Annotated in this window: 10 protein-coding genes; 4 read left to right on the forward strand and 6 right to left on the reverse strand. The window is 50.2% G+C overall.

What is annotated here, in order from left to right:
- Positions 1–5: 5 nt before the first annotated feature.
- The 3 genes from OQH67_RS09310 to OQH67_RS09320 all read right to left on the reverse strand — a co-directional run bounded on the left by OQH67_RS09310 (position 6) and on the right by OQH67_RS09320 (position 6,879).
- Positions 6–515: a hypothetical protein gene (locus tag OQH67_RS09310; RefSeq protein WP_215435989.1), complete on the reverse strand. Its 510-nt coding sequence runs from the start codon at positions 513–515 to the stop codon at positions 6–8.
- 167 nt (positions 516–682) lie between these two features.
- On the reverse strand, positions 683–1,711 hold the full coding sequence (locus tag OQH67_RS09315; RefSeq protein ID WP_215435987.1) for a hypothetical protein: 1,029 nt from the start codon (positions 1,709–1,711) through the stop codon (positions 683–685).
- Positions 1,708–6,879: an RHS repeat domain-containing protein gene (locus OQH67_RS09320; RefSeq protein WP_215711708.1), complete on the reverse strand. Its 5,172-nt coding sequence runs from the start codon at positions 6,877–6,879 to the stop codon at positions 1,708–1,710. Before OQH67_RS09320 ends, OQH67_RS09315 begins: the two co-directional genes overlap by 4 nt.
- On the opposite strand from OQH67_RS09320, the gene OQH67_RS09325 reads away from it, so the two are divergent.
- Positions 6,863–7,573 (forward strand): hypothetical protein, encoded by a 711-nt coding sequence (locus OQH67_RS09325; RefSeq protein WP_265145479.1) that lies wholly within the window; start codon positions 6,863–6,865, stop codon positions 7,571–7,573. The genes OQH67_RS09320 and OQH67_RS09325 overlap by 17 nt on opposite strands.
- Before the next feature lie 149 nt (positions 7,574–7,722).
- Complete coding sequence (locus OQH67_RS09330; protein ID WP_215711697.1) at positions 7,723–8,079, forward strand: hypothetical protein; 357 nt, start codon at positions 7,723–7,725, stop codon at positions 8,077–8,079.
- A gap of 293 nt (positions 8,080–8,372) precedes the next feature.
- Here OQH67_RS09330 and OQH67_RS09335 read toward each other — a convergent pair whose 3' ends face one another.
- The 3 genes from OQH67_RS09335 to OQH67_RS09345 are packed head-to-tail and all read right to left on the reverse strand — an operon-like array spanning position 8,373 to position 14,911.
- Positions 8,373–9,260, reverse strand: coding sequence for a TolC family protein (locus OQH67_RS09335; protein ID WP_318283238.1), 888 nt, complete (start codon positions 9,258–9,260; stop codon positions 8,373–8,375).
- Positions 9,261–9,300: 40 nt separating this feature from the next.
- Positions 9,301–9,690 carry a hypothetical protein gene (locus tag OQH67_RS09340; protein ID WP_215437883.1) on the reverse strand — a complete coding sequence of 130 codons (390 nt, stop codon included), beginning with the start codon at positions 9,688–9,690 and terminating at the stop codon, positions 9,301–9,303.
- 13 nt (positions 9,691–9,703) lie between these two features.
- Entirely contained in the window at positions 9,704–14,911 is a 5,208-nt protein-coding gene (locus OQH67_RS09345; protein WP_215720025.1) for an RHS repeat domain-containing protein, read from the reverse strand.
- 109 nt (positions 14,912–15,020) lie between these two features.
- On the opposite strand from OQH67_RS09345, the gene OQH67_RS09350 reads away from it, so the two are divergent.
- Positions 15,021–15,518: a hypothetical protein gene (locus OQH67_RS09350; protein WP_265145480.1), complete on the forward strand. Its 498-nt coding sequence runs from the start codon at positions 15,021–15,023 to the stop codon at positions 15,516–15,518.
- A 149-nt stretch (positions 15,519–15,667) separates the two neighbouring features.
- Positions 15,668–16,024, forward strand: coding sequence for a hypothetical protein (locus OQH67_RS09355; protein ID WP_265145481.1), 357 nt, complete (start codon positions 15,668–15,670; stop codon positions 16,022–16,024).
- Positions 16,025–16,029: the final 5 nt, after the last annotated feature.

Below are 16,029 nucleotides of genomic sequence, written 5' to 3' on the forward strand. Positions count from 1 at the left end.
GGAAATTAAAAATCAATACGTACTCCTGCAGAAAATACCCCGTCGGAGTCTTTTTCTGTTATTTTTTCTTCTCCCTTCAAGTAAAAAGATACGTTGTCATATGGTTTATATTCTATGCCTCCTTCCATTTTTATGGAGACAGGGGGTACTTTTGGTCCGATATCCTGATTTACGCTTAATAAGGCATGGTAACGTATTTTACCGTCTTGGCTAGAACCAGATGATTTAAGTGAAGCTAAACAGGTAGCTTTAAGAGGATTGGCTGAAAGATCTTGTAATGTAACAGACGCGTCAAAGCTTAAACTTTGAGCGATCTTGGTTGTATAATTCAAGCCTACAGATGGAACATACCGCTCCTGGCTGAAGCCATCTTCCCAGTTGCCGCTGAACGTCCCATTTAGAGTCAATCCCTTCAGTATTTCCCCCGACTTTATATGAAGTGAGCCCTTGCATTTATCATCTTCCTGCTGTTTCCATTCACCCGATGCAGAAAGGGTGAAAAAAGGTACTTTCAATATCGTCAGTTTTGAAAAACCGACACTGAACGTAGGAATATCATCTCCTGGTGTTAATGTAACTCCTAACCGGGAAGCCCGCAGGATGACAGCAAGGGCGTTCCAAATCCAAATATTTTAGAATGCTGTTGTTGTCTATATGATATTTCCGGTCTGAAACCGGCTTCCTACTGAAAATTGAAGATATGAATTGTTTTTTTCCCGCTTTCCCACAATGCGACTTTGCTTTTATCATTTGAAAAGCAAAAGGTAAATTGATGTGCTCCCGATAAAACGCGGGTACCTGTTACTTTCCTGTTTGCCGTATCTATGAAAGCAATGGCCGTCTTAAAGTTCCATGGAGCGACAAATCTTCCTGTATACGTGAATCCAACCACCAGCAACGCTCCATCATCAGACATTGACGGGGTGGATTTCGTCCAACTCTTTTTTTCCAATCCAAGAGATTCTGGTGTGATTTCCATCACTTTTGTTTGTCCTTCATAGAAGGAGAAACTTGCAACAGCAGGATAGGATATGCACGCTTTGGTCATATCCGATGACAACATGCTCTCAAAAGCATTACCTCCTTTAGAACTTTTAAATGGAGAAACTGCTTGCTCCAAAAATATAATCGGTTTAAAATCTATGGAGCCTAAAAGAAATGGTCTTCCATGAGGAGCTATTTTATATCCTCCCAGTATAATGATGGAAAGAGCTTCCTTTTGTAACAAAAAATCATATCTTTTCATTAATTTTTTATTTTCATCAATATATGATTTAAGTTTCCCGAAATTTTCAGGGAATATTGATGAAGAACAAAGTAATGGCATGTATTTTGCTGCCGGACCAGTCAAGGATATATTCCCTGTGGTATGTGTGATAACTTTTTCAGAACGGCCTCTCTGATAAAATTTTCTCCATGGAGAATTTTCTACTAAAAAAAGTTGTTGTATCGGTTTAGCATCCTTGAAGCCTAAATCATAAATCTCTGCATATTCATCATTCCAAACGGCGAAATGTTTCCCGTCATCTGAAAATGACATTCCCGAATGTAGCCCCGAAGTCTGAATGTGATTACCCGGAAAACTGGCAATATTTACTTCTGATATCACTTGATTTTCAGGAAAGATATGATGATTGCCAAAGGAGGGGGATAGCATGATAAAAATGGATCCTGACAAGATGTGATGTAAAAAGGCGTTAATAGTTTTCATTGACAGTTTCCTCCATGTTGATTGATTTCTTTTCGGTAAAAATGACATTTGCATTTTGTAAACCAGGATTTTAAAAATGTATCAGAATGCAATTTTGTATATGACTTTGCCTGCCCTTTTCTGACATCGGAATCATCAGCTCTATCGCCAGGCTCTACTCTGGAAAAAGGATTGATAAGTCTCCAAAATCCACCATGTCCTCCTTTGAATCCCATAGAACCAAAAGAAACGGGAATCATTTGAGGGGCATCCGGAGATCCTTTAATCTTTCCTATAATAGATTTCTTTGTATCGTCCGCTTCTACACCATGGGCATAATAATCCTGCCACATGTGATTCAAGTGACCAAGATTTTTTAAGGCCTCCTTGCAATCGCCTGATGATATTTTTTCTTTGGATATTTTTTCGTAAAATTTTTCAGATTCTTTAGAAAGTGTTTCAATATAATTTAATTTAGAGTGTTTATAAATTGTTTCTATATTCTGTTCTTTTTTATCGTTCAATCCTGTACAATAATGATAAGCTTGATTTTCTCCCATTTCCCCGGAATCCGTATCGACGTTTGCTTCAACGATAATTTCTAACAGTTCTTCTTTTATTGTAAAAGAAATCTCTGTTCCAGAGATAATAAGATAAAATTGGTATGTCGAAAGAGGGCGCCTTGTTAATCTTCTGTGCCGCCTGGACAGCCATAAACCCAGATAGTCAAAAGATATATATAACGCATTCCCACCAACACCATAAAGATTCCATCCTCCCTGCTCCTGAATAGGATCTCGGTTAATCCATTTGCCGTCCAGGGGATTGAGATGACGGTAATTGTAATAGACAAGTCCCAGTTCATCGTCCATGAACTCGCAGGAAAATCTGAATCTGTTCTGCAGGGACATGTCTCCTTCAGCGGTGAGGAGGCAGCCGAAAGGAGCATACTCATAGCGGGCTCTTCTTGTCTGCTCTCCGTCGAAGATGGAAGTGACATTTTTCAATGCGTCATGGGTGAAGAAGAGATGCTCTCCATCTGCCATTCCGTTTTCCTTCCAGCATGTCATCATCAGAATGCGCGTAGCCCGAGGATCCGTAGGATCCCACAGATAGCTTTGTACAAGTCCGGGTTCTGGCCGCATCAAATCCAGTTCAGCTACCTGCAAATAGTCCCGGTACAGGAACCAAGAGTGGCTGGAAGTGCTTCCATTGATGATCACTTTCTTTTCAAAGCGTCTTCCTTGATAGTCGTAGCCGCAGGTGACGGTGATCCGGCCGTCTTCACTGGTGAAGGAGACGGGGCGGTTGTTGGCATCATAGGAAACTTCCCAAATCCCCACTGAAGTTCTGATCCTGGTCTGGTTGCCGTCTGGGTCGAAGGAGGGTGTGAACAGTTCTGTCTCCCCAGTCACGTCCGTGTATTGGTTGAGTTGGTTGGCCTCGTAGGATACCTCTTCCTCCAGCTCCCGGGCGGACTTGCGGTTGCCGATATTGTCGTACTGATAACTGAAGCTCCCATCCTGACCGATCCGGTCTTCTACCAGTTCACTGCGGCTGTTGTAGGTGAAGTCCCTGGTGGTCACCGGAGTGGCAGCCTCCCATGAATCCCTCCGTTGAACGGGACGCATCAAGTGGTCGTATTCATACTGGTGGGCGGCAACTGTTTGCCCATTCTGAGTCTTCTCATAACCGATGGAGGCCAGGAGGTTGAGCTTGGGATGGTAGGTGTTGCTGCGGACCATGCCGTTGGGATAGGTGAATCGGTTGAGGAAGCCGCTGGTCTCATCATATTCCCAAGTAAAGGGAGATGCCAAACCTTCCAAATTCATCTCCATTATGATGCCTTTGGAGTCATAGTCAAGATGGGAGTGCTGCACGGTTCGAGTGCCGATCATCAGACGGTAGCCGGCGGGACGGCCAAAAAGGTCGAAGTCCTCTTGAAGCAAGCTTTCCACCATGCTGAAGGAAGTGTCCTGAATCATCCTTCCAAAAGCATCATAAGTCAGTTCTCTTAATCCGGATGCATCCTGAACGGAAGTCATCTGCCCGAGATGGTTGTAGGAGAACTGCCATCCCGGAGTGCCGTCATTGTGGGTAACAGAGATGAGTTCCCCGGTCAGCGGTGTGTAGGCATAGGTGGTGACGATACCTCTGGCCTTGGTAAGGGTTTTCAGACGGTTGAGATCATCGTAAGTTTTGGAAACGAAAGAATCGTCGGCATAGGTCTTTTTCAATTCCAGGCCGGTGGCCTCATCATAGAGCCACGTGGTGGTGTCCCCGTCGGTTCGACCGGAAGGGTCAGTGGTGATATCCCTTTCCCCTACCCGGAAGGTAGTCAGCGAAATCCTCTGGTCGGCTCCGTTGTAGGAAAAGCAGACCGGATGGACGGCAGTGCCGTATTCGGCCGTCTTCCTGCCACGGATGTCGTAGGAATAGCAGACCGTTCCTCCCAAAGCATCCGTGATGCAGGCTATGGAGTCACAGCAGGAACGGTAACTGGTTGTAGTGACATTTCCGGCAGCATCAGCGACTTTGACCGGACGCTGGGCAAGATCCGTCTCCGTAATGGTGGTGTTGCCGCGTCCGTCGGTTTTTTTCAGAATAGTACCCGTGGTGGTATAGGAACGTTCTTGTGAGGAATGAATCCCCATATGGTCTGTCTGGCTCAAGGTAAACCCGTCGACGACCAGGGATTGCGCCGTGATCTCCGACGTCGGAATCCGGCTGAACCGAGTGCGTTTGGTGGGAGCGGTGTATTCCGTCCATTGAACACTCTGCTGACCGTACACGTCCGTGGAAAGAGTCTTGCTTTCCAGTAGAGGATTAAACTGCGAAACCATACTCTCCGTAATCTGAGTGAGGGGGAGACCGTCGGCATTATAGGTCGTGGAAGTCTGTACCTGATAGACTCCGTCTTCACGGACCCGGTAACAGGAGAAAGTTTCCGAGATCCGGTTTCGGGAAGGATCATCCGGATGAGATTCGTCCAGCAGGACGGTCTGCTTCACGGCTTCTCCCAGTTCATGATAGACGGTGACTGTGGGGGCCATATTCTCCGTCTGGGAACGAACCGATTGTCCCTTGTCGTTGTAGAGGTTCCTCGTAACGATGAATCCCCCTTTCGTATGGGGCTGTTCCTGCCTGATGGTCTGGCCGAAGCCGTTTTCGAGGGTTCTTGAGAGAATTACTCCCTTGGACAGGGTGGTGGTCAGGATACCTTCTTCTGTCAGTTCCAGACGGGTTTCCATCTCGCGCTGACCGGTTCCTCCTTCCATGATGGTAGTACCATCGTAGTAGGTTTGCGTCACCAGAGTGGCTCCGGAAGGAGCCGTGACAGTGGTCGTGAGGCCGTCTTTGCTGTATTCCGTGCGTGTTACGCGGCCAAGGATGTCCGTACTGGACACCATTCTTCCCAGATCATCGTACTTCATGCTCTCCGTCGTCGTCATAGGACCAACATCGCGGCGCGTGGAGAGGATTCTGCCTACCGCATCACAGGTATGGCTGATAATCGTTTCAGGAGTGGTTTCTGTTGCCGAGCGGATGGTTTCCACGAGTTGTTTAGCCGAGTTGTAGCCATAGGTGGTCACTACTCCATCCTCGTCGGTTTCCGTCAAGGGACCGCAGCACATCCATTCCGTCGTGCTGAAGCGGCCGTTGCCCTTCGTCGTTTTGATTCGCTTGAGCTCGGCATCGTATTCATAGTCCTCCGTGGAAATCAATGACCAGTCTTCTCCCGTGTGGACATACTGCTCTTTTCTTGTGGTCGTGCCGTTTTCGGCAATGTATTGCACACTTTTGGTACTTTGGCCGGGAACAATGCTTCCATTAGCTTGCACAGTTTCTATCACTTTGTGAACGGCTCCATGGTCGGAGGCGGCTTCATAGGTATAGACGGTTTGCACTCCGTCAATACCCTGCCTCATCTTCTGTCTCCCCCGGGCATAAGGGTACTGCGCTGCTTCTCCGTAGGTTTCCGAGACGCTTGTGTGAACCTGGTCGGAACCCAAAGCTGTTTCGGTCACTGTCGTGCGGTTGACTTCGGGGCTGTCTTCATAAGTGTAGCTCCTTTGGTTCAGAACGGTTTCCGTGCCGTCCGGAGCGATAATCACTTCTTTTTCCATTGCCGGCCTGAAATCATTGAAGCGCAGATCGGCGTAGGTGGTACGTGTTCCTCGCTCTCCTCCTCCAGCCCACGGCGTTGCTTGCAAAACTACCCGGCCCTGGTCGTCGTATTCATAACGCGTGTAGCCTCCGTTGGGCTTGATTTCCAAAGACACGCGGAACTGGTCGTTGTACGTGTAGAGGGTGGTCTGTTCACTGGAAGTATTGTATCCTTCCGTGCTGCTGATGGTCAGCCATCCCCCGTCGGTATACTTCTTCACTGTGCGTGTACTGCGGGAAGGCTGGGAATCATTGATGCCCCTGATAGTTTCAATGCGCTCCCACTTGGAGCCGGGCAGGGCGTTACGTTCAATCGTGCGCACGATGCGCTCATCCCCCTCTCCCTTGATGATGCTTACCTTGTTGCCTTCTTCCCGCCGTTCGATGAAGTGCGGTTCCTGCCCGACCCGTTGATTGGTGATGTAAGTCACTTTTACCCCATTCTCCATGGAAGTCTCATAAAGGGCCGTCTTGTAGGGCTCTCCGGTAACCACAAATTCCCCATCATGGGATGCAGAGACATTCCCGGGAGCGTACCACTCCAGGGCAAGGCTGTTGTTTCCGGGAATGCTTCGCATCAGCCCCTGAGCCCGGGAATAGACGCTGCTGAGAGAGCCGTCCGGGTTGTAGGCCACTTGGACCTTGCGGGCATACTCCTCGGCAGACATAGTGTTGCCCGAGGAGCTGGTGACGGAGACAACCTCTCCGGTGGCTGCTGAGAAGCGCAGGCTCATGCCGGAAGGAAGCACCATGTCCATGTAGGCGGGAGTACCCTGGGTATTGGGAGTGAGGTCTTGGTTGAGCAGACGTACGCGATAGCTCAGTTTCCTGGAGCTGCCGACGGGAGAAGCCTCGGAACTTCCCATTTCTGCCTTGAAATAGATATGGCTTCCGGAGGGACGCTTGACGGTGACGCGCCGTTCGTCTTGGGAGAAGGAGGCGCTCCATGCCATGGGGTGGTTGTAGCGCAGGGCAGGCCCGCTGTTGGAGCTGGGGGTAAGGGGAGTGGAAGATCGCGCCATGCGCATGAACCTGGCCGGAGCGGGGGGTGTGGGTCCTGTTGGAGAGGAAGGATTGATGCATGCATTTCCCTGGCAGTCCTGTTCATCGTCGGGGTCGCCCGGAGTGGGCTGCTGCTGGACGCAGTTTTCGTCTCCTTCCTCATCACAGGAGCAGGGACAGGGGCATGGTTCCTCTTCAGTGGGCGGTTCGCTGGAGGAAGAAGACAGGGAGCTGGAACTGGAACTGGAGCTGGAACTGGAACTGGAACTGGAGCTGGAGCTGGAGCTGGAGCTGGAGCTGGAACTGGAGCTGGAGCTGGAGCTGGAACTGGAGCTGGAACTGGAACTGGAACTGGAACTGGAGCTAGAACTGGAGCTAGAACTGGAGCTAGAACTGGAGCTGGAACTGGAGCTGGAACTGGAACTGGAACTGGAACTGGAACTGGAACTGGAACTGGAACTGGAACTGGAGCTGGAACTGGAGCTGGAACTGGAGCTGGAGCTGGAGCTGGAACTGGAGCTGGAACTGGAACTGGAACTGGAACTGGAACTGGAACTGGAACTGGAACTGGAACTGGAACTGGAACTGGAACTGGAACTGGAACTGGAACTGGAACTGGAACTGGAACTGCTTGACTTGGGATCAAACCCAAAATCAAACCCTCCCCCTTCCGAAGAGCTGCTTGAAGTACCCTCATCCTCTTCATCCCGATAAAGATTGACCAGGGTGATAACTTCCTCCCCTTCCTTGTCTGGAGGAGTTACATTGGGGTCGAGGTAGGAATTGATATCGGGCGCCTCCGCCTTGTCGGAAAGAACGGCAATGCAGAACTCCTGTCCGGAGCCCAGGGCGGGGTGGTATTCATGGACGATTTGGCACCAGTAATACCCCTGTTCCAGCACGACGCTCTCCGGCTTCACGGAAAGGTCCTTTGCTTCGCTGGTCAGTTCCACATTCTTGAAGGGAATGGACAGGGAGATGGAGGAATCGGCATCCAGGGAGAGGAAATAGGTACCGCGTTTCATGATCTTGAGGTACCCGGTCCATTCATGGCGAGTGTCATCGGAAGCGGAGCGAGGGGAGATGAGAACGGGAGCGGTGATGCCGTTGACGTAGAAGTCGGCCTGCGGGAGGCCATTGGCGAACATGGGAACAAAGGGATAGCGGGGTTCCAGGGTGTTGTCGGTATTGTTCATTGTCTTGTAAATCAGGATTGTTAAGTGATTTGCAGACAATGTAGAACTATCGGCTATTCCAATGAAAGACTCCTAACACGTGATTCCGAAAGAAAGAACTTTATTTTTACACAGTGTGATACCACATATCTCTAAAAAAATCAGGTAGAAGAATCTCTTGGAATCTCCTACCTGAATCTTTGATTTAATAAATAGTATTTAACTAATATTTAATAATTAATTATTAATAACGAATTTGTGTTTTTTCTGTTGCAGCCGGGTTCCTTTATGCCAGAACATACTCTTTGGACGGAAGCTGGCCGTTGAGGCGTTTCTCCCTACCATCCGCCGCCCAGGGCGCGGGCAAGCTGGACAATGGATTTGCGGATATTCTGGCGCATGGTGACCAGGGATTCCTCCGAACTGAGCCAGGAGTTTTGTGCGGTAATTACGTTGAGGAACTCTGTTTCACCTCCCTGGTAGGATTCCATGGAAATCCTGAACGCTTCCTTGTTGGCTTCGTTTTCCTTTTGCAGGTACGGCATCTGGGAGGTGTAGTTGCCGTAGTCGATGAGCGCCTCTTCCACCTCGGAGACGGCAGTGATCAACGTCTTGCGGTAGGTTTCCGCCGCCTGTTCCGCCGCCGCCTGCTGGGCGCGTACGTTGGCGCGCAGGGCGCCCCCCTGGAACAGGGGCTGTACCAAGTTGCCTCCCAGAGACCACGCATTGTTGTTTTCCCGGAAGAGCTGGGCGAAGTCGTTGCCGCGGCCGGATACGGAACCCGTCAGGCTGAAGCGCGGGTATAAGTCTGCCACGGCGACGCCTACGTTGGCCACGGCTGTGTGCAGATCCGCTTCCGCCGCGATGACGTCGGGCCTGCGGCGCAACAGTTCCGAAGGCAGTCCTACCGGAACCACGGGCGTTTTCTCAAAGACGGTTGCCTTCGGCATGGTCAGTTCCATGCGTGAGTTGTAAGTGCCGAGCAGGACGGAAAGCTGGTTTTTTGCAGAGGCCACCTGGGCAATCAGGGCGGGGATGTGGCTTTCCGTGGCGGCGACGCTTGAAGTTGCCTGTTCCACGTCCAGCCGGGGAGCAAATCCGGCAGTGTGGCGCTTTTCCGCAATGGTGAGGGTGCCGCGCTGGATTTCCAGTTGTTCCCGGGCGATGCGGAGTTGTTCGCAGGCGGTGATCCAGTTGAAGTAGGCCGTAGCCACGTCCGCCAGCAGGGAGGTGTGTCAACTACTGCTATCTGCACTTGGATTCCTGTTATTCCGTTTCCAGTTCAATATCCAGTTTTGATAATTTGGAAAACAATTCCAGATTCAACTCAAGAATGACTTTTTTATTTTTGAAGTTGCTTACAACTAATTTATTGTCAATAATTTTCCATTCGTATACAAGATTCTCGATCCTTGGTAAACGCAGTATTTCCACAAGAGAGAATTCTTGATCCCCCTTTTTTTTGAATCCAAAGATACAAGAATGGAAGTATCTTCCGTGCGTACTTTTTTCTATATTTGACATGCACCAGAGATTGGTGCCGCGGACTTGTGAAATTACAGGATTGGGTGTCCATATTTCCGGCTGTGGATCTGATGCCCCGGCTGGGCTGAGCCAACATAAAACATATAACATTATTTTCAGTTTTCCGTACATATTGCTCTGTATCTTATTCTACTAATTCTGTTGCTCCTGAACCTTGCGGTCCTTCTTCTTTTACCCTAAATCTGGAAAATCGAAATGGATTAAAATAAATTGAACAGTTTATTTTCTCTTTTTTGATGATTTTACCTCCTTTCATTAAAATATTATACTTAAAATTAACTTTTCCAGAAGCACGATATAAAACGGCTGATTCTTTATGCTTGCCATCTCTGAAGCAACTGACCCATTTAACTGGTTTATTTATTTCTTTTAGTGATTTTTCAATTTCATCCATTTTTGTTGTAACACCTGCTAAATCAACAGACTTAGTTGGGTGCCATCCATTTGCTCCAGAATCAATATATTCACCATGAGCAACTAATCCAATGACATCATAATTTTCTTTAGCTAATTGAGAGTAATCTTTAAGTTTTTGAATGACAGGTGTTAAACCACCAGTGGAAATATTCTCGGTTTTTGATGTTTTTTCTCTTTCAACTTTTTTACGGTAATCGGCTTTTTTACCTTTAAATATTCTATTATTAAATTTTACTCTTTGCGAACTAACAGCCTTTTTAAACATTTCTTCACTAACATTATCTAAGTCAGTTAAAAAATCATCAATATTTTTTAAATCTTCTGGATTAATTTGTAGTGTTTTTCCTTTTAATATCGGATCATTTTCTGAAAACGTAGTAACTAGAAAAACCGCAAAACCTAATTTATCAATTCCGTTAATTCCATTATTTCCAGCGAAACCATATAAATTATATCCTGCCTGCTCGGCAATAGGATCTCTGTTAATCCACCTTCCGTCGGAGGGGTTGAGATGGCGGTAGTTGTAATAAACTAGTCCCAGCTCGTCGTCCGTGTACTCACAGGAAAATCGGAATTTATTGGTATGGAACGTGTCTCCTTCTGCCGTAAGCATGCCTCCGAAGGGAGCGTACTCGTAGCGGGCCCTTCTTGCCTGCTGACCGTCAAAAATGGAGGTGACATTCTTCAGGGAGTCATGCATGAAGCAGAGATGCTCTTTTACTTCCCTCCCGTTCTCCTTCCAACATGTCATCATCAGGAGGCGCGTGGCTACCGACTCCGTTGGATCCCACAGGTAACTCTTTTCCAGTACGGGCTGGGGATGCATCAGATTTAGTTCAGCCACCTGCAGGTAACCCCGATACAGGTAATAAGCATGACTGACAACTGTCCCGTTGACAACTACCTTCTTCTCAAAGCGGCGTCCTTGGGAGTCATAACCGCAGGCCACAACGCTCCGGCCATCTCCACTGGTAAAGGAGACGGGGCGGTCGTTGGCATCGTAGCAAACATTCCAAATCCCCGTTGAGGTTCTAATTCTTGTCTGGTTGCCGTCTGGGTCGAAAGATGGTTTGAAGTCCAATTCCTCCTGGATAATGTTGGTGTACTGGTTAAGTCGGTTGGCATGGTAGGATACCTCTTTCCCCAACTCACTGGCGGTTTTGCGGTTGCCGATGTTGTCGTACTGGTAGGCAAAGTTGCCTCTTTGCTGGAGCTCATCATTGATAAGTTCACTTCTACTATTATAAGTAAAGTACCTTGTTATTGTCGGTGTAGCGGTATCCCAGGAATCCCGGCGCTGGGTGGGGCGCATCAGGTTATCGTATTGATAGGCATCTCCGGCCAACATGTTGCCAGTCCCGGCATCCTCATAGCTGATGGAGGCCAGGAGGTTGAGCCTGGAATGGTAAGTATTCTTGCGGACCATGCCGTTGGGATAGGATAATTGCTTGAGGAAGCCGTTGGTTTCGTCATACTCCCACGTAAAAGGAGTATCCAAGCCTTCCATATTCATCCCCATCATGGCACCTTGATGGTCATAGTCAAGATGGGAGTGTTGCACGGTACGGGTACCGATCATCAGGCGGTATCCGCAGGAACGGCCGAAGGCGTCATACTCTTCCTGGATGCAGCTTTCCGCAGTCCCAAAGGAAGTGTCTCGGATCATTCTTCCATAGGCGTCATAGGAGAGCTCTCGAATACCTGAAGCGTCGGAAACGGAGATCATCTGCCCCAGGTGGTTGTAGGAGTAGAGCCATGGCTGGGTGTTGTCGCTGTGGGAGACAGAAAGAAGCTCTCCGGTGAATGGGGCATAGGTATAACTGGTAATGATGCCTCGGGCCTTGGTGAGTGTTTCCAAACGGTTGAGCCTGTCGTAGGTTCTGGAAACACAGGAACCGTCGGAATAGGTCTTTTTAAGTTCCAGTCCCGTGGCTGTGTCGTAGAGCCAGGTGGTGGTGTCTCCGTCGGTTCGATGGGAAGGATCGGTGGTAATGTCGCCTTGGTCTGCCCGGAAGGTGGTCAGGGCAATCATATGGTCGTTTTCGTCGTAAGCGAAGCATGCCGGCTGAATGGCGGTGCCAAACTCAGCTGTCTTCCTGCCTCGAATATCGTAGGAATAGCAGGTGGTGCCTCCCAGAGCATCCGTGATGCAGGAGGGAGCGTCACAGCAGGGGGAGTAGGCAGTGGAAGTGATATTGCCCTGTGCGTCGGTTGTCCTGATAGTGCGTTCGGCCAGGTCGGTTTCGATGGTAGTGACATTGCCGCGAGCATCGGCCTGCTGCTGGATCATGCCCTCAGAAGTGAAAGAGAGCTGCCGGGAGGAATGAATACCCGAATGGTCGCTCTGGCTTACGGTAAAACCATCCACAACAAGAGATTCGGCGACGATATCCGAAGTGGGAATGCGGCTGAACCGGGTGCGTTTGGTAGGGGCGGTGTATTCCGTCCACTGAACACTCTGCTGGCTGTAAACGTCAGTGGCAATGGTTTTGCTTTCCAGTACAGGGTCCAGCTGAGAAACCATGGTTTCGGTAGTCTGTGTGAGAGGCAGCCCCTCGGCATTATAAGTTATGGAGGTTTGTACCTGATAAATACCGTCTTTCCGTATCTGGTAGCAGGAGGAACTTTCCGATATCCTGTTTTTAGCGGGATCACCCGGATGCAATTGATCCAGAAGAACAGTCTGTTTTACAGTTTGGCCCAGTTCATTGTATTCCGTTAAGGTGGGAGCCATCTCTTCTGTCTGGGTACGTATGCGCTGCCCTTTGCTATTATAAGTGTTACTGGTGACAATGAAACCTTCCAAAGTATTGGGCTGTTCCTGTCGGATAGTTTGACCGAATCCATTTTGAAGAGTTTGGGAAAGAACGACTCCCTGGGACAGGGTGGTGGTAAGAATCCCTTCTTGCGTCAACTCAAGCTGGGTTTCCATTTCCCGCTGTCCGGTTCCTGTCTGCAGAATGGTAGTGCCGTCATAATAAGTTTTGGTAATCAAGGTAGCACCTGAAGGAGTGGTTACAGTAGTGGTGAGTAGATCCTCGTTGTATTGAGTACTGGTCACACGTCCAAGGATATCGGTTGTGGAAACAACCCTTCCCAAGTCGTCGTATTGGGTACTTTCAACCGTCGTCAGAGCGCCGACATCCTTTCGTGTGGAAATAATCCTGCCATCTGCATCCCTGATATAGGAAATGATAGTTTCAGGAGTGGTTTCCGTGGCCGAGCGGATGGTCTCCACCAGTTGCTTGGCTGAGTTGTAGCCGTAGCTGATGACCACTCCGTCTTCATCGATTTCCCTCAGAGGCCCACAGCACATCCACTCCGTCGTGCTGGTTCTGCCATTACCTCTTGTAGTTTTGGCAAGTTTGAGCTCGGCATCGTATTGGTAGTCTTCGGAAGAAATCAGAGACCAATTTTCACCTGTATGAACATACTGTTCTTGTCTGGTAATTGTACCGTTCTCAGCAATGTACTCAACACTCCGGGTACTTTGGCCGGGAACAATGCTCCCGTTTGCCTGGACGGTTGTCGTTACCTTGTGGATGGCTCCGTATTCTGAAGAGGCTTCATAGGTATAGACGGTCTGAACGCCGTTGATGCCCTGGCTCATCTTCTGTCTCCCCCGGGCATAAGGGTACTGCGCTGCTTCTCCGTAGGTTTCCGAGACGCTTGTGTGAACCTGGTCGGAACCCAAAGCCGTTTCTGTCACTGTGGTCCGGTTGATTTCAACGCTATCTTCATAGGTATAGCTCCTTTGGCTTAGAACGGTTTCGGTTCCGTCCTGGGCAATGATAATTTCCCTTTCCGTTGCCGGCCTGAAATCGTTGAAACGCAGGTCGGCATACGTGGTGCGCGTCCCTTTTTCTCCCCCTCCGGCCCACGGTGTTGCTTGCAGAATGACGCGTCCCTGGTCGTCGTACTCGTAGCGCGTGTAGCCTCCGTCGGGCTGGATTTCCAGAGATACCCGGAACTGGTCGTTATACGTGTAGAGTGTCGTTTGGGCCAGGGGAGTATTGTAGCCTTCCGTCCTGCTGATGGTCAGCCAGCCGCCGTCCGTGCTCTTCTGGACGGTGCGGACGCAGGATACGGGTGTTTCCTCGTTGATCTTGCGGTAGCTCTCAATCATCTCCCACTTGCCCCCGGGCAGCGAGTTGCGCTCAATCCGCCGTACGATGCGCTCGTCCCCTTCACCCTGGGTGATGGTTACATTGTTGCCTTCCACTTTCCGTTCTGTATGGAAGGCGGCCATGCCCTGCCTCTGCTCGGTGATGAGCATCACGGGTGCTCCATCCTTGAGAGTATTTTCATAGCTGACCGTCTTGTAGGGAGTCCCGGAAGCAGTTACGCTCCGGGCGGTTTTGTTCACCTGGGAGGGGGAGTACCACTCCAGGGTGAGTTTGTTGCCCTCAGGCACTGCCTGGAGAAGACCCTGCGACTGGGACCAGATGCTCTGGATGGCGCCGGTGGAGGGATGGCGGTTGACCTGGAGTTTGGCAGCATAGGCTTCCGCCGTGGTTTCCACCCCGGAAGAAGAAATCAGGGAAACAACCTTGCCGGTGGAAGCCGAGAAGCGCAGGGTGCTTCCATTGCTCTGGACCATGTCCAGATAAATGGGATTTCCGTCCGTACAGGGAGACTTGTCCTGGTTGAGCAGCCGGACCCTGTAGTTGAGCTTGCGAGAACCTCCGGAAACGGGAGCGTCGGCGCTTCCGGCGGCGGCGCGGAAAGAGATGGAGCTGCCGGTGGGGCGCTTGACAGTTGCCTGGCGGGAAGCGGAGTCCCAGGAGCAGGTCCATTCGAGGGGATGCTTGTAGCGCAGTCCAATGGAGCATTGAGGATTGGCCCGGAAACTGAAGGAAGCTGCGCCGCCTCCTTCACCCCCGCCTCCGGAGTTTTCCCCGCCGACTTCCAGCATGCCTTCACAGTCGTCGGCATCATCCGGGTTGCCGCCGAAGGAGTGGCCTCCGGCAGAGTTGGGTCCTCCATTCTTGTCACACTCGGATTGAGCGCTTTCCTCCTCGCATTTGCAGGAACAGGGGCACGGGCAGCCTTCTTCTTCGGGTCCGCTGGAGGAAGAAGAGAGGGAACTGGAGCTGGAACTGGAGCTGGAGCTGGAACTGGAACTGGAACTGGAACTGGAACTGGAGCTGGAACTGGAGCTGGAACTGGAACTGGAACTGGAACTGGAACTGGAACTGGAACTGGAACTGGAGCTGGAGCTGGAGCTGGAGCTGGAGCTGGAACTGGAACTGGAACTGGAACTGGAACTGGAACTGGAACTGGAGCTGGAACTGGAACTGGAACTGGAACTGGAGCTGGAACTGGAGCTGGAACTGGAGCTGGAACTGGAACTGGAACTGGAACTGGAACTGGAACTGGAGCTGGAACTGGAACTGGAACTGGAACTGGAACTGGAACTGGAACTGGAACTGGAGCTGCTTGACTTGGGATCAAACCCAAAATCAAACCCTCCCCCTTCCGAAGAGCTGCTTGAAGTACCCTCATCCTCTTCATCCCGATAAAGATTGACCAGGGTGATAACTTCCTCCCCTTCCTTGTCTGGAGGAGTTACATTGAGGTCGAGGTAGGAATTGATATCGGGCGCCTCCGCCTTGTCGGAAAGAACGGCAATGCAGAACTCCTGTCCGGAGCCCAGGGCGGGGTGGTATTCATGGACGATTTGGCACCAGTAATACCCCTGTTCCAGCACGACGCTCTCCGGCTTCACGGAAAGGTCCTTTGCTTCGCTGGTCAGTTCCACATTCTTGAAGGGAATGGACAGGGAGATGGAGGAATCGGCGTCCAGGGAGAGGAAATAGGTACCGCGTTTCATGATCTTGAGGTACCCGGTCCATTCATGGCGAGTGTCATCGGAAGCGGAGCGAGGGGAGATGAGAACGGGAGCGGTGATGCCGTTGACGTAGAAGTCGGCCTGCGGGAGGCCATTGGCGAACATGGGAACAAAGGGATAGCGGGGTTCCAGGGTGTTGTCGGTATTGTTCATTGTCTTGTAAATCAGGATTGTTAAGTGAT

Origin of the sequence: Akkermansia biwaensis, assembly GCF_026072915.1 — a bacterium.
Taxonomy (GTDB): domain Bacteria; phylum Verrucomicrobiota; class Verrucomicrobiia; order Verrucomicrobiales; family Akkermansiaceae; genus Akkermansia; species Akkermansia biwaensis.

Coding starts and splice junctions, on each gene's coding strand:
- OQH67_RS09345 (WP_215720025.1), bottom strand. CDS start 14,911: ATGCTGGAAGTCGGCGGGGAAAACTCCGGAGGCGGGGGTGAAGGAGGC.
- OQH67_RS09330 (WP_215711697.1), top strand. CDS start 7,723: ATGGACGATTTGGCACCAGTAATACCCCTGTTCCAGCACGACGCTCTC.
- OQH67_RS09355 (WP_265145481.1), top strand. CDS start 15,668: ATGGACGATTTGGCACCAGTAATACCCCTGTTCCAGCACGACGCTCTC.
- OQH67_RS09340 (WP_215437883.1), bottom strand. CDS start 9,690: ATGTACGGAAAACTGAAAATAATGTTATATGTTTTATGTTGGCTCAGC.
- OQH67_RS09315 (WP_215435987.1), bottom strand. CDS start 1,711: ATGAAAACTATTAACGCCTTTTTACATCACATCTTGTCAGGATCCATT.
- OQH67_RS09320 (WP_215711708.1), bottom strand. CDS start 6,879: ATGGCGCGATCTTCCACTCCCCTTACCCCCAGCTCCAACAGCGGGCCT.